12 protein-coding genes are annotated in these 14,319 nt (G+C 76.2%); 7 read left to right on the top strand and 5 right to left on the bottom strand.

Features of this window, described 5'->3' with window-relative positions:
- Window positions 1–3 precede the first annotated feature (3 nt).
- Entirely contained in the window at window positions 4–654 is a 651-nt protein-coding gene (locus O7600_RS03635) for a TetR/AcrR family transcriptional regulator (RefSeq protein ID WP_281592283.1), read from the bottom strand.
- A gap of 70 nt (window positions 655–724) precedes the next feature.
- Between O7600_RS03635 and O7600_RS03630 the strand changes: the two genes are divergently transcribed.
- Genes O7600_RS03630 through O7600_RS03620 form a run of 3 tightly spaced genes read left to right on the top strand, consistent with a single transcriptional unit; the run spans window position 725 to window position 3,877 of the window.
- Window positions 725–2,077: an MFS transporter gene (locus O7600_RS03630; protein WP_281592282.1), complete on the top strand. Its 1,353-nt coding sequence runs from the start codon at window positions 725–727 to the stop codon at window positions 2,075–2,077.
- Between the two features lie 12 nt (window positions 2,078–2,089).
- Window positions 2,090–3,229, top strand: coding sequence for a hypothetical protein (locus tag O7600_RS03625; RefSeq protein WP_281592281.1), 1,140 nt, complete (start codon window positions 2,090–2,092; stop codon window positions 3,227–3,229).
- A 57-nt stretch (window positions 3,230–3,286) separates the two neighbouring features.
- Entirely contained in the window at window positions 3,287–3,877 is a 591-nt protein-coding gene (locus O7600_RS03620; protein ID WP_281592280.1) for a pyridoxamine 5'-phosphate oxidase family protein, read from the top strand.
- An 8-nt stretch (window positions 3,878–3,885) separates the two neighbouring features.
- Here O7600_RS03620 and O7600_RS03615 read toward each other — a convergent pair whose 3' ends face one another.
- On the bottom strand, window positions 3,886–5,367 hold the full coding sequence (locus O7600_RS03615; protein WP_281592279.1) for a peptide MFS transporter: 1,482 nt from the start codon (window positions 5,365–5,367) through the stop codon (window positions 3,886–3,888).
- Window positions 5,368–5,591: 224 nt separating this feature from the next.
- On the opposite strand from O7600_RS03615, the gene O7600_RS03610 reads away from it, so the two are divergent.
- Window positions 5,592–5,933 carry an RNA polymerase-binding protein RbpA gene (locus O7600_RS03610; protein WP_046564157.1) on the top strand — a complete coding sequence of 114 codons (342 nt, stop codon included), beginning with the start codon at window positions 5,592–5,594 and terminating at the stop codon, window positions 5,931–5,933.
- A 63-nt stretch (window positions 5,934–5,996) separates the two neighbouring features.
- On the opposite strand, the gene O7600_RS03605 is transcribed toward O7600_RS03610, so the two are convergent.
- The 3 genes from O7600_RS03605 to lnt are packed head-to-tail and all read right to left on the bottom strand — an operon-like array spanning window position 5,997 to window position 8,915.
- Window positions 5,997–6,506, bottom strand: coding sequence for an FxsA family protein (locus O7600_RS03605; protein ID WP_281592278.1), 510 nt, complete (start codon window positions 6,504–6,506; stop codon window positions 5,997–5,999).
- A 55-nt stretch (window positions 6,507–6,561) separates the two neighbouring features.
- Window positions 6,562–7,353, bottom strand: coding sequence for a polyprenol monophosphomannose synthase (locus tag O7600_RS03600; protein WP_281592277.1), 792 nt, complete (start codon window positions 7,351–7,353; stop codon window positions 6,562–6,564).
- Window positions 7,354–7,379: 26 nt separating this feature from the next.
- Window positions 7,380–8,915: an apolipoprotein N-acyltransferase gene (lnt, locus tag O7600_RS03595; RefSeq protein ID WP_281594062.1), complete on the bottom strand. Its 1,536-nt coding sequence runs from the start codon at window positions 8,913–8,915 to the stop codon at window positions 7,380–7,382.
- Window positions 8,916–9,086: 171 nt separating this feature from the next.
- Here lnt and O7600_RS03590 point away from each other — a divergent pair, with 171 nt between their 5' ends.
- From O7600_RS03590 to O7600_RS03580, 3 genes are all read left to right on the top strand, one after another.
- Window positions 9,087–12,221, top strand: coding sequence for a BTAD domain-containing putative transcriptional regulator (locus O7600_RS03590; RefSeq protein WP_281592276.1), 3,135 nt, complete (start codon window positions 9,087–9,089; stop codon window positions 12,219–12,221).
- Window positions 12,222–12,288: 67 nt separating this feature from the next.
- Complete coding sequence (locus O7600_RS03585) at window positions 12,289–13,266, top strand: ATP-binding cassette domain-containing protein (protein ID WP_281592275.1); 978 nt, start codon at window positions 12,289–12,291, stop codon at window positions 13,264–13,266.
- Complete coding sequence (locus tag O7600_RS03580; RefSeq protein ID WP_281592274.1) at window positions 13,263–14,045, top strand: ABC transporter permease; 783 nt, start codon at window positions 13,263–13,265, stop codon at window positions 14,043–14,045. Before O7600_RS03585 ends, O7600_RS03580 begins: the two co-directional genes overlap by 4 nt.
- The last annotated feature ends 274 nt before the right edge of the window (window positions 14,046–14,319 follow it).

Here is a 14,319-nt window from a genome sequence, read left to right as displayed (position 1 = left end):
CCGTCAAGGGGTGGCCGGCGGGTAGAGCCCGTCGAGGAGGCGGTGCACGAACGCCCGGAACTCACGCCGCTCCCGCGCTGCGGAGCCGGAGCGCGCGGCGAGCGCCACCACGTGCCCGTGCACCGCCCAGACCAGGCTGCGCACGGTCACGTGCGGGGCCGGCTCGACCAGCGCCCCGGCCCCCGCCGCGGCGGCGAGCAGGCGTTCGACCTGCGCGTACAGCGGTGCGGAGTAGCGCCGGTCCAGCTCGGCGTGCCGCTGCGGCTCCAGCCAGCGGCGCAGCCACAGCGCGGTGGTCTCCGGCCGGTCCTCCAGGAAGTCGACGAACACGTCGACCAGCTCGTGCAGCGCCCGCAGCGCCTGACCCGGGCCGGCCGCCAGGGCCTCGGCCGCGCGCTGCCCGGCCGCCTCCAGGACCTCGCGCTCGGCACTGAACACCCGGGCGAAGCAGGCGTCGTAGAGCTGCGCCTTGGTGCCGGTGTGGTGGGCCACCGTGGCCACGTCGACGCCGGCCGCTGCCGCCACGTCCCGGACGCTGACCGCGTCGAACCCGCGCTCGGCGAACAACGCGGTCGCGGCGGCGAGCACGAGGTCGTGGGTCGGTCGCTGGTCGTCGCGGCGGGGCCGGCCCGGTCGCCGGCGGGGCATGGTCATCCGGCCATTGTTCCCCCTACAATCCAGCATCCGTTGGATTGGGGCGGCGCGCCCCGGGACAGGAGACGGCATGACCGGGCTGGACCAGCGGCGCGACGACGCCGTCGCCCTGCCACGCGGCCCGCTGGTCGGGTTCGCCGCCGGCTCGCTCGGCATGGGTGTCTGGGTCACCGTGCCCGGGCTGCTGCTGCTCTACTTCCTCACCGACGTCCTCGCGGTCGCCCCGTGGCTGGCCGGGCTGACCCTGCTGCTGCCGAAGATCGCCGACGTGCTGCTGCACCCGTGGATCGGGCACCGCTGCGACGTCGAGCAGGCGCGCCGGGGTCACCGCCGGCGGCTGCTGCTGGCCGGCTGCGCGTTGCCGGTGGCGTTCGCCGCGCTGTTCGCCGTGCCCGGCGACCTCACCGGCGCGGCCGCCGCGGGCTGGGTGGCGGTGCTGTTCGTGGCCGGCAACCTGCTGTTCGCCGCCTACCAGGTGCCCTACCTGGCCACCCCGGCCGACCTGCGGATCGGCTACCACGAGCGGACCCGGCTGATGGCGTTCCGGATGGTGGTGCTGACCCTCGGCATCCTGGTCTCCGGGCTGCTGGCGCCGCTGCTGACCGGCGGCGACGACGCCACCCGGGCCGGCTACCTGCGGATGGCCGTGGTGCTGGCGGCCGGGATGCTCGCCGCGATGGCGGTCGGCGTGGTCGGGATCGACCGGCTGCGTCGTACCGCCGCCGCCCCGGCGGCCCCGCACGGCGCCGGCGGGTGGCGGACGCTGGCGGCCAGTCTGCGCGACCGGCAGTTCCGCGCGCTGGTCGGCGCCTACCTGGCCATGTCGACCACCACCCACCTGGTCCTGGCCGGGGTGCCCTACTACGCCGAGTACGAGCTGGGCCGCCCCGGGCTCACCACCGTGCTCGTGGCCGCGTTCGTCGCGCCGGCGCTGCTGGTCACGCCGGCCTGGCTGGCGCTGGCCCGCCGGGTCGGCAAGCAGCGCGCCCTGCTCGCCGGGCAGGCCGCGTTCGCCGCCGGGTCGCTGGTGCTGGCGGTCGGGCGGCCCGCGGGGCTGCCGGTGCTGGTCGCCGCCGTGGCGGTGCTCGGGGTGGCGTTCGCGGGCATGCAGCTGCTGCCGTTCTCCATGCTGCCCGACGTGATCCGCGCCGCCGGCACCGAGCGGGCCGGCACGTACACCGGGGTGTGGACCGCGACCGAGGCCACCGGCGCGGCGCTCGGCCCCTACGCGTACGCGCTGTGCCTGGCCGCCGGCGGGTTCGTCGCGTCCTCGGCCGGGCAGACGGTGACCCAGTCCCCGGCGGCGCTGGACGCGCTGCGCTGGGGCTTCGGTCTGCTGCCCGCCGCGGTGATGGTGGTCGCCGTGCTGGTGCAACGCCGCTACACCCTCGACGGCGCGGCCCGCGCCGGGACCGGCCACTAGACTTCGCCCCCGATGGACGTCGAGCCCGCCACCGAGACCCGCCCCTGCGCCCACTGTGGCCGGGAGGTGCCGCAGCGCGTCGGTGCGGGCCGCCCGTTCCGCTACTGCCGGGACAACGACGGCGCCTGCCAGCGCGCCGCCCGCAACTCGCGGATGCGCCACCGCAACTCCCCCGGCCTGCCCGGGCAGGTGGCGCGCACCTGGGAGGCGGTGGACCGGCTCGACCAGATCGTGGAGACGCTCAGCGAGGCGCTGCACGCCGAGCTGTCCCCGGCCGGGGTGGAACGGCAGCTCGCCGAGCTGCGCGCGGAGACGGCCGCGCAGGTCGCCGCCGCGCACGCCGAACGCGACGAGGCCCGCCGCGACGCCGAGGACGCCGCCGCGGCGGCCACCCGCGACCGGCAGGACGCGCGCGCCGCGTACGCCGAACGCGACGCCGCCCGGGACCGGGCCGACCGCGCCGAGTCGGCCGCCACCGTCGCCGCCGAACGGGTCGCCGCCGCCGAGGCCGCCCGGGACGCCGCCCGCGCCGAGGTGGGCGCCGCCCAGGCGCTGCGGGTGCAGGCCGAGCGGGACCGCGACGCCGCCCGCCACGAGCTGTGCACCGTGCGGGCCGAACGCGACGGCGAGCGGCACCGGGCCGCCGAGCTGACCGCCGAACGGGACACCGCCCGCGCCGACGCGGAACGAGCCATCCGCTCGGCCGCCGAGGCCCTCGACCGGGCCGAGCGGTCCCGCGCCGACGCGCAGGCCGCCGCCGCCCGGGCCGTCGAGGCCGAGCAGGCGGCCCGGGCCGCCGCGGAGCGGGCCGACGCCGAGGCCGCCGCCGCGCGGCAGGCGCTCGTCGCGCGGGACCGCGCCGGCGCGGCCCGGGCCGAGGCCGAGGCGGCGCTGGAGCGACTGCGCGCCGAGGTGGCCGCCGCGGTGGAGCAGGCCGCCGCCCGTACCGTCGAGCGGGACGGGCTGGCGGCGGAGCTGGCCGACGCGCGACGGGCCGCGAGCGCCGCCGAGGCCCGGGCGGGCGACCTGGCAGCCCGCTCGGCCGCGGCCGAGGCTGAGCGGGACGCCGCGCAGCGACGCGCCGGGCAGCTCGCCGACCAGGTCAGCGACCTGGCCGCGGCCCTGGCCCGGCTCGGCACGCGTACCGGCTGACCGGCCACGGGCTGGGACGGGACAGCGCCGCACCCGCTGCCCGGGGAGGATCGGGGCATGGGAAAGACGTACGAGCGCATCGACGGCCGGCTGCGGGACTTCATCGAGGCGCAGCCGATGTTCTTCGTGGCCACCGCCCCGCTGTCCGGCGACGGCACCGTCAACCTCTCCCCCAAGGGTCTGCGCGGTTGCCTGGCGGTGCTCGACGAGCACACCGTGGCCTACCTCGACTTCGCCGGCAGCAACGCCGAGACCATCGCCCACCTGCGGGAGAACGGCCGGGTCACGCTGATGTGGTGCGCGTTCGCGGGCCCGCCGACCATCGTGCGGGTGCACGGGCGCGGCGAGCCGGTGTTCCGCGACGACAGCCGCTGGCCCGATCTGCTGCGGCACTTCCCCGACATCGACCCGACTCCGCACGGGCTGCGGGCGGTGATCGTGGTGCGGGCCGAGCTGATCCGCGACACCTGCGGCTACACGGTGCCGCTGATGAGCTACGACACCGACCGGGACCTGCACGGGCGGCGGTTCGCCCGGGAAGACGACGCGTCGCTGAGCGCCTACTTCGCCGGCAAGGAGCACGTGGTCACCAGCATCGACGGGCTGCCCGGCCTGCCGCTGCCGTTGCCGCCCGTCCCGGCGGGGTGAGCCGGCGGTCAGTGGATGCCGGCCATCAGGCCCCGGATCTGGCGGGTGAACATCACCGCGGCCAGGCCCAGCACCACCGAGGCCAGCCCGAAGGTCAGGAAGTAGGTCGCCTGCGACCAACTGTCCGCCAGCCGGGCCACCTGACCGCCGATGGCGTCGCCGACGGCGGTGGCGAGGAACCACAGGCCCAGCATCTGGCTGGCGTACTTGACCGGGGCCAGCTTCGTGGTGGCCGACAGGCCCACCGGGCTCAGCGACAGCTCACCGGCGACCTGGATCGCGTACACGGCGACCAGCCACCACGGCGAGACCAGGTCGCCGCCGACGGCGGCCTGGGCGGCGGCGGCCATCAGCACGAACGACAGACCGTTGAGCACCAGGCCGACGGCGAACTTCGTCGGCGTGGACACCCGGTGGCCGAGCTTGAGCCACAGCCACGCGGCCAGCGGCGCGCCGACGATGATGAGGATCGGGTTGACCGACTGCAGCCAGGACGCCGGGAAGGTGAACCCGCCGACGTTCCGGTCGGTCCGGTCGGCGGCGAAGATGTTCAGCACCGACCCGGCCTGGTCGTAGATCAGCCAGAACGACGCGGCGAAGACGAACAGCCACACGTAGGCCTTCATCCGGCTGCGTTCGGTGTCGCTGATCTCCCGGTCGGTGAGGATCCGCGCGAAGTAGGCGACGGTCACCAGCACGGTGACCACGGTGAGCAGGTTGACCACCGTGTCGACGGTGAACCAGCCGGCCAGCAGCAGCACGAGCAGGACCAGCAGCACCACGGCGGTGGCCACGCCGACGCGGGTCAGCGCCCGCCGCCGGTCGGCGCCGAGCAGCGGGTCGGCCGGCCGTGCGCCGGCGTCGCCGAGGTTGCGCCGCCCGGCCACGTACTGGACCACGCCGAAGGTCATGCCGATGGCGGCGGCGCCGAACCCGAGATGCCAGTTGATCTTCTCGCCGAGGAAGCCGGTGATCAGCGGGGCGATGAACGCGCCCAGGTTGATGCCCATGTAGAAGATGGAGAACCCGGCGTCGCGGCGGGGTGAGTCCCGCTCGTAGAGGTCGCCGACCATGGTGGAGATGTTCGGCTTGAGCAGACCGGTGCCGAGCACGATCAGCGTCATGCCGGCGAACACGCTCCACCCGGTGGGGATCGCCATCACGTAGTGGCCGGCGGCGATGACCACGCCGCCCCACAGCACGCTGCGCCGCGCGCCGATGAGCCGGTCGGCGACCCAGCCGCCGGGCAGCGCCATCAGGTAGACCATCGCGTTGTAGGTGCCGTAGACGGCGTTGGCGCTGGACTCGCCGATGCCGAGCCCGCCGTCGGCGACCGCGGCGGTCAGGTAGAGCACCAGGATGGCGCGCATGCCGTAGAAGCTGAACCGCTCCCACATCTCGGTGAGGAAGAGGGTGGACAACGCCCGTGGGTGACCGAAGAAGGTCTTCCCGGCGGGCGGTCGTGCTCCGACCGGCGCGTCACTGGTCATCGTCACCTCCGGCACGCATGTGGGCCGGTAACATCCCCGTTGACAGGCGAAACACTCCACCGATTCGGCCCGGCCGGGGACGACCCCGCCGGGCAGCTGTCATGGCCGGTTACCCTTGATGCTTCCGACCCGCGTACGGCCCTGTCGGCGTGGGTGGGGAATGGGCGGGCGGTGACCGGCCGTTACACCTGAAGACCAGCACCACGGACGAGGGGAAGTCGATCATGGGCGAGCGTATGCTGCGCGGTAGCCGGCTGGGCGCGGTCAGCTACGAATCCGACCGCAACACGGAGCTCGCGCCGCGTCAGACCCGCGAGTACCTGTGCGCCAAGGGCCACCAGTTCGAGGTGCCGTTCGCCGTCGACGCCGAGGTCCCGACGACCTGGGAGTGCAAGTTCGACGGCAGCGTCGCCCGGCTGGTCGACGGCAGCGAGCCGGAGCAGAAGAAGGCCAAGCCGCCGCGCACCCACTGGGACATGCTGCTGGAGCGCCGCTCGATCGCCGAGCTGGAGGACATCCTCGCCGAGCGGCTGCAGGAGGTCCGCACCCGCCGCGGCCGCGCCTGAGCACCCGTGAACGACCGAGACGCCCCCGGAATCATCCGGGGGCGTTTCGTCACGTCCGGGGTGTCAGCGGTCCACGATCTCACCCTCGATGGCCCGGCCGGGCTCGGCCACCGGCGGCTGCTGCGGTGTGGGCGTCGGTTGCGACTGACCCTGGTAGACGCGCACCCGGCGCGGCCCGAACAGGTCACCGGCGACCATCGACGACACCCGCCGCTCGGTGGCCCGGCGCACCCCGCCGCCAGCCAGCCGACGCACCGGCGGCACCAGCAGCAACAACCCCACCGCGCCGCTGACCAGACCCGGCAGCGCCAGCAGCAGCGCACCCAGCAGGCCCACCAGCCCGTCGGTGACCTGCGGCCCCGGCGGCTGGCCGGCCTGCGCGGCGGCCCGGAACCCCCGCCACGCCCGCATGCCCTCCCGGCGCAGCAGCGCCAGACCCAGCAGCGAGGCCGCGAACACCAGCAGCAGCGCCGCGCCGAACCCGACGGCCCGGCCCACCAGGACGAAAACGGCCAGCTCCAGCAGCGTCAGCAGCAGCAGGGCCGGTGGTAGGTATCTCAGTCCTCGGCGCATCTCACCTCATCCGCCCGGTGTGTCGTCACGCCCCTCCAGCATGACACGCCCGCGCTCACGGCCACCGGGCCAACGCCGCCGGCCGGCCCCGCACCGCCGCCCGCCGGTCCCGCACCCCCCACCGGGTCACCCGCCACAACGCCTCCGCCACGATCAGCGGGCTCATCTTGCTGTCGCCGTGCTCCCGCTCGGCGAACGTGATCGGCACCTCGACGATGCGCACCCCGGCGCGGTGCGCCAGCCGGGACAGCTCCACCTGGAACGCGTACCCCTGGGACCGCACCGAGTCCAGGTCGATCGCGTCCAGCGCGCTCGTCCGGTACACCCGGTAGCCGCCGGTGGCGTCGCTGACCGGCATACCCAGCGCCAGCCGCGCGTACAGGTTCCCGACGCGCGACAGCAGCAGCCGCCGCCACGGCCAGTTCAGCACCCGCGCGCCGCGCGTCCACCGGGAACCGATCACCACGTCGGCGTCGCGGGCCGCCGCCAGCAGCGCCGGCAGGTCCTCCGGGGCGTGCGAGCCGTCGGCGTCCATCTCCACCACCGCGTCGTAGCCACGCCGCCGTGCCCACGCGAAACCGGCCAGATACGCCGCGCCGAGACCTTCCTTGCCCGGACGGTGCAACACGTGCACCCGCGGGTCGTTCCCGGCGATCGTGTCGGCGATCGCGCCGGTGCCGTCGGGGCTGTTGTCGTCGGCGACGAGCACGTCCACCGCGGGCGCCGCCACGCGGACCCGGTCGACGATACGGCGCACATTGTCGGCCTCGTTGTAGGTGGGGATGACCACCAGGACCCGCCCCAACCCGGGATGGCCGACCGTCCGCCTGTCGGCTGCCACGCCCACCGTCGCACCGCCTCCCGCTCGTCGCCTCAGCCGGCGGTGGCCCTCCGGCGGCGGCGCAGCACGGCCGCGCCGGCCAGCGCCGCGACGGCGAGGGCCGCGAGCGCCACCTCCGGCCACACCCCGACCGTGGTGGCCGGGGTACGCCCGTCCCCGAGTCGCATCTGCCGCACCACCACCTCGGCGGTGTTGAACCCGGTCGCACCGTCTACCCGCCCGTCGGGGGAAACGAACCCGGACACCCCGACCGTGGAGGCCATCAGCGCGGACCGGCCGTGCTCGACGGCCCGCAACCGCACCATGGCCAACTGCTGGCGGGCCTCGGCCACGTCGAACGTGGCGTTGTTGGTCTGCACCACCAGCAGTTGCGCGCCGCCGGTGACGGTGTCCCGGACGATGCCGTCGTAGGCCACCTCGAAGCAGATCACGTCGCCGAGGGTCACCGCGCCGGTGTCCAGCACGCCCGGGCGGGTGCCCGGGACGAAGTCCGAGCGCACCCGGTCGACCTCGGCGCTGACCTTGCGGGCGATCGAGCGCAGCGGCACGTACTCGGCGAACGGCACCGGGTGCCGCTTGGTGTACAGCTGGCCCAGGTCGGCGCCGCTGCCGGGCCGCCACAGCAGACCGGCGTTGCGGACCTGCCCCTGACCGGGGCCGAGCAGCACCGCGCCGACCAGGATCGGCGCGCCGATCGCGTCGGCGGCCTGGGAGATCCGGTCGCCGGCGCCCGGGTTGCGCAGCGGGTCGATGTCGCTGGAGTTCTCCGGCCACACCACCAGGTCGGGGCGGCGCTGCGTGCCCTGCGTGACCCGTTCGGCCAGTTTCAGGGTGGCGTCGACGTGGTTGTTGAGCACCGCCTGCCGTTGGGCGTTGAAGTCCAGTCCGAGGCGGGGCACGTTGCCCTGCACGATGGCGACGGTGACGGTGTCACCGGCCCCCCGCACCCCGGTCGGGACGGCCGTGCCGGCGGCCACGACCGCGACGAGCGCGGCGGTGAACCCGGCCACCGGCCGCCACTGCCCGGCCGTGGCACGCCAGTCCCGCCAGACCAGGGTCAGCAGGATTCCGCCGGCGAGCGCGACGGCGAACGTGACCAGCGGCGCGCCGCCCAGCGCGGCCAGCCGCAGCAGCGGCGACGTGTCCTGGCTGAACGCCAGCCGCCCCCACGGGAACCCGCCGAACGGGGTGCGGTCGCGCAGCGCCTCCTGCCCCACCCACAGCACGCCGGTCAGCAGCGGCCACGCCGCCCGGTGCCGGTCGGCCAGCGGCGACACCCAGGCGGTGGCCGCGCCCAGCAGCGCCAGGTAGCCGGCCTGCAGCAGCGACAGCAGCACCCACGGCAGGTAGCCGGTGTGCAGGTTGGTCCATTCCAGCAGCGGCGCGAACAACGCCACCCCGGCGAGGAAGCCCAGCCCCGCGCCGGCGCGCAGCCGCCGCCGGTGCGCCGCGGCGGCCAGCAACGCCACCCCCACCGGCGCGAGCGGCCACAGCCCGTACGGGGGGAACGCGACCAGCAACGCCAGACCGGCCAGCACGGCTGCCGGCACGGCCAGCGTCAACGGCAGGGGACGCGCGTCGGCATCCGGGCGTGCCCCATCGGTGGCACGGGGCTGTTCCCGGTCGAGCGTCGTCACCGGCACCTCACCACGATCACGGGCCGAAGGCTACCCGGCCGGACCGTCGACCGGCCCGGCCGGTGTGGGCCGGACCACCGGGGGCAGGCGACAATCGGGCGTATGCGGTTCGGTGTCCTCGGCCCCACCCAGGCGTACGCCGCCGACGGCACCCCGCTGCCCGTCGGCGGGCAGCGGCTGCGTGCCCTGCTGGCGTTGCTGCTGCTCGACGCCGGCCGCACGGTGCCGCCGGGGCGGCTCGTCGACGGCGTCTACGACGCCGAGCCCCCGCAGCGGGCCGCCAACGCGCTGCAGTCGCAGGTGTCGCGGCTGCGCCGGCTGCTGCCCGGTGTGGAGATCGAGTTCGGTCCGGCCGGCTACCGGCTGGCCGTCGACCCGCAGCAGGTCGACGTGCACCGGTTCACCGCCCTGGCCGAGGCCGGCCGGGTCGCGCTCGCCGCCGGCGACCCGGGCCGCGCCGGCGCGCTGCTGCGGCAGGCGCTGCAACTGTGGCGCGGCGAGCCGCTGGCGGACGTCACCGGCACGGTGCTGGCCGCCGAGGCGGCCCGGCTGCGGGACCTGCGCCTCGCCGCGGTCGAGGACCGTGTCGAGGCGGAACTGGCGTCCGCGCCGGCCGGTCCGCCGCTGATGGCGGAACTGCGGGCGCTGGTGGCGGCGCACCCGCTGCGGGAGCGGCTGTACGGGCAGCTGATGCGCGCGCTGCACGGCGCCGGCCGACGCGCCGAGGCGCTGGCCGTGTACGCCCGGGCCCGGGAGGTGCTCGCCGACGAGCTGGGCGCTGACCCGTCGGCGGAGCTGACCGCGCTGCACACCGCCCTGCTGCGCGACGACGGGCCGCCGGCCGGTGGCACGCCGGCACGGCTGCCGACGCCGCTGACCAGTTTCGTCGGCCGGGAGCGGGAACTGCGCCGGGTCGGTGAGCTGCTCGCCTCGGCGCGGCTGGTGACCCTGCACGGGCCGGGCGGCGCCGGCAAGACCCGCCTGGCCGTCGCCGCCGCGAGCCGCCACGACGCCCCCGTGTGCCTGGTGGAGTTGGCGTCGGTGGCGCCCGGGTCGGCCGTGGCGCCGGCGGTGCTGGCCGCGCTGGACCTGCGTGACGCCGGGCTGCGCGCCCCCGGCGGCCCCCGTGACCTCACCGACCGGTTGGTGGCGGCGCTGACCGGCCGGCGGCTGCTGCTCGTGCTGGACAACTGCGAGCACGTGGTCGACGACGCGGCCCGGTTGACCGCCCGGCTGCTCGCCGCCGCACCCGGCCTGCGGGTGCTGGCCACCAGCCGGGAGCCGCTGGGTCTCACCGGCGAGGCGATGTGCCCGGTGGGTGGGCTGCCGGTGCCGGCCGGCCCGGTGCCACCGCAGGCCGCCGCCGCCTACGCCGGGGTGCGGCTGTTCACCGACCGGGCCGCCGACGTCGCGCCGGGCTTCACCCTGGACGCGGACACCACGCCGGCGGTGCTGCGGATCTGCCGCACCCTCGACGGCCTGCCGCTGGCCCTGGAGCTGGCCGCGGCCCGTTTGCGGGCCCTGCCGGTGGCGCAGGTGGCGGCGCGCCTGGACGACCGGTTCCGGCTGCTGCGCCGCGGCGACCGGGCGGCGCAGCCCAGGCACCGCACGCTGGAGGCGGTGGTGGGGTGGAGCTGGGAGCTGCTGGACGAGCCGGAGCGGCGACTGGCCGCCCGGCTGGGCGTGTTCGTCGGCGCCGCCGACCTGCCGGCGGTGCAGGCGGTGTGCGGGCCGACCGGCGACGACGACGTCGTCGACGTGCTCACCGGGCTGGTCGACAAGTCCCTGGTGGAGGCCGACGACGGACGGTACCGGATGGTGGACACCATCCGCGCCTACGCGGCGCGGCGGCTCGCCGACGGCGGGGAGGCCACGCGGGTGCGGGCCGCGCACACCGCGTACTTCCTGGACCTGGCCCGGGCCGGCGACGCCGGCCTGCGCGGTGTCGGCCAGGACCGCTGGCTGCGCCGGTTGGACGCCGCCCGCGACGACCTGCACGCGGCGCTGCGCCGGGCGGTGGACGACGGGCACACCGAGGCCGCGCTGCGGCTGGTGGCGGCGCTGGCGTTCTACTGGTGGCTGCGGGGGCTGCGCGGCGAGGGCGCCGCGCTGGCCGGGCGGCTGGTCGACCGGCTCGACGCGGCGCCGGCCGGCCTCGACGAGGAGTACGCGTTGTGTCTGCTGGTCGCCACGCTCGCCGGCGCCGGCGACGCCACGGCGGTCGCCACGGCCTCCCGCATCCTGTGGGACCGCGACCGGCCGCCCCGACATCCGTTCCTGCTCTACCTGTCCGGCATGGCCAGCGGCCCGCCACCGCCGCAGCGGCTGGCCGTGCTGACCGACCGGGCCAGCCGGGAGTGGCTGCTCGGCGCCGACCCGTGGAGCCGGGCGCTGGGCGTGCTCGGCACCGCGACGGTGCACCTGCTGCACGGCCACCACGACCGGGCCCGCGCCGACCTCACCGAGGCGCTGGCCGGGTTCCGGGCGCTCAACGAGCGGTGGGGCATGATCCTGGCGCTGAGCACGCTCGCCGAGACCGCCTACCGGGAGGGCGACGCCCGCGCGGCCGCCGCGCCGATGGCCGAGGCGCTGCGCCTGGTCGAGCAGCTCGGCTCCACGCTGGACCTGGCGGAGCTGCTGCGCACCCGCGCCGACGGTCGCCTGCTCGTCGGTGACCTGACCGGCGCGGGCGACGACTACCGGCGGGTGCGCCGGATGGCCGGGCCGGCCGGCGCGCCGGAACTGGTCGCCGCCGCCGACCTGGGGCTCGGGGAGATCGCCCGCCGCGACGGCGACCCCGACCGTGCCCGGACGCTGTGCGAGCGGGCCCTCGCCGGGTGCCCGTCGGGCTGGTTCGGCGCGGAGGTGGTCCGGTTGGCGGCGCGGGTGACGCTCGGGCAGCTCGCCGACGCCGCCGGTGACCCGGCGGCGGCCCGCGCCCACTACCGGCGCGTCGTCACCGCGACCGTCGGGGTGTGGGACGTCCCGACCGTCGTCGCCGCGGTGGACGGGCTGGTCCGGCCGCTGCTGGCCGACGACGGGCCCGAACGGGCGGCGTACCTGCTGGGGGCCCTGTCGGCGCTCCTGGCCGGCACCGGCGCGGCCGACGCGCCGGCGGTCGCGCCGGTCGCCGACGCGGTCCGGTCGCACCTCGGCGCGGCGGCGTTCGCGGCGGCGTTCACCCGCGGCGCCGCGCTGGCGCGGCCGCAGGCGGTGGCCGTGCTCGCCGCCGGCTGACCGCGCCACCGCCGCCCGGTCAGCGCGCGGTGCGCCCCCGGTCAGCGGCGCCGGCGACGCTGGCGCCATGACCGATGAGACGACGGCCGTGCTGGCCGAGGGGTTACGCAAGCGGTACGGCCCGACCACCGCCCTGGACGGGTTCGACCTGGCGGTGCCGGCGGGCACGGTGTGCGGGATGCTCGGCCCCAACGGGGCGGGCAAGACCACGGCGGTGCGGATCCTGACCACGCTGCTGCGCGGCGACGGCGGGCGGGCCCGGGTCGCCGGGCACGACGTGGCCGCGTGCCCGCAGCGGGTACGCGAGGCGATCAGCCTCACCGGGCAGTACGCGGCGGTCGACGAGGTGCTCAGCGGCCGGCAGAACCTGGTGCTGTTCGGCCGGCTGCGGCGCCTGCCGGCGCGTACCGCCCGTCGCCGCGCCGACGAGCTGCTGGACCGTTTCGGGTTGGCCGCGGTCGCGGACCGGTCGGCCGGCACCTACTCCGGTGGGATGCGCCGCCGCCTGGACCTGGCCGCCAGCCTGGTCGTACCGCCGCGGGTGCTGTTCCTCGACGAGCCGACCACCGGGTTGGACCCGCGCAGCCGCAACGGGTTGTGGACGGCGGTGCGGGAGCTGGTCGCCGACGGCACCACGGTGCTGTTGTGCACCCAGTACCTGGAGGAGGCCGACCAGCTCGCCGACCGGGTGTGCGTGCTCGACGCCGGCCGGGTGGTGGCCGAGGGCACCCCGGAGCAGCTCAAGGCGCGCATCGGCGCCGACCGCATCGAGCTGGTGGTGCGCCGCGCGGCGGACGTGCCGGCGGCGGCGACGGTGCTCGAACGGGCCACCGGGGCGACGGTGACGGTGGACAAGGAGCTACGTCGGGTGGACGCGCCGGTCACCGACCGGATCGCCGTGCTCACCGCGGTGCTGCGGCAGTTGACCGACAGCGGGGTGCAGGTGGCGGACGTGCTGGTGCGGCGACCCACGCTGGACGAGGCGTTCCTGCGGTTGACCGGCCACCCCGCGCACGCGCGGCCGCGAGCGGAGGTGCCGGCGTGACGGCGCTCGTCGACGGCTGGGTGATGGCCGGACGGAACCTGCGGCACGTGGCCCGCTCCCCCGAGGAGATCGTGCTCTACTTCACCCTGCCGATCATGTTCGTGCTGGTGTTCGGCTACGTGTTCGGCAGCGGCATGGCGGTGCCCGGCGCCGGCAGCTACCGGGAGTTCCTGCTGCCCGGGGTGTTCGTCATGACGATGCTCTACGGTCTCGGCGCCACCGCCTCGGCGATCGCGGTCGACGCCGGCCGCGGCGTGGTGGACCGCTTCCGCTCCCTGCCGATGGCGCGCTCGGCGCCGCTGTCCGGGCGCGCCGGCGCCGACCTGGTGCGGGCGTGCCTGGAGATGGCCACCCTCGTGGTGTGCGGCCTGCTGGTGGGCTGGCGGTGGCGTGAGGGCCTGCTCGCCGCACTCGCGGCGGTGGCGCTGATCCTGCTGCTGCGCGCCGCGCTGACCTGGGTGGGGATCCTGCTGGGCCTGCTGGTGCCGAACCCCGACACGGTCGGGGTGGTGGTGTTCCCACTGGCGTTTCCGCTGACCGCGCTGTCGAACGTGTTCGTCGCACCGGAACTGATGCCCGACTGGCTGGGCGCGGTCGCGGCGTGGAACCCGCTGTCGGCGACGGTCGCGGCCGTGCGGGACCTGTTCGGCAATCCGGGTGTCGGCGCGGACTCGTGGCCGGCGCGGCACGCGCTGCTGCTGGCGATCGCCTGGCCGCTGGCGCTGATCGCGGTGGCCGCCCCGGCGGCGGTGCGCCGCTACCAGCGGCTCGGCCACTGACCCGGCCGGTGACGGAAATCGGGGCGCGGCCTAAGCCGCGCCCCGATGCTCCCAGGCCCTCCCCGGCCGGTGGGGCGAGGACGATCGGCGCCGACCTTCGGACCGACCGGACGTGGACTGGCTGCCCCCGCCTGGCCGTTGTCTACTGGCCGTTCCTCTCACCCTGCCCGTACACCGGTAACCGCGGCCGGTTCGCGCCGCCCCGCCGACCCCCGCCCGCTGGACCTGGCCGCCGCAACCTTCCGGTCACTCGGCCAGCGGACGAAGGGACGAA

The organism is Micromonospora sp. WMMA1998, assembly GCF_027497375.1.
Lineage (GTDB): Bacteria > Actinomycetota > Actinomycetes > Mycobacteriales > Micromonosporaceae > Micromonospora > Micromonospora sediminicola.
Note: the sequence above shows the minus strand (reverse complement) of the source record. Positions and strands in the feature narration are given on the sequence as shown.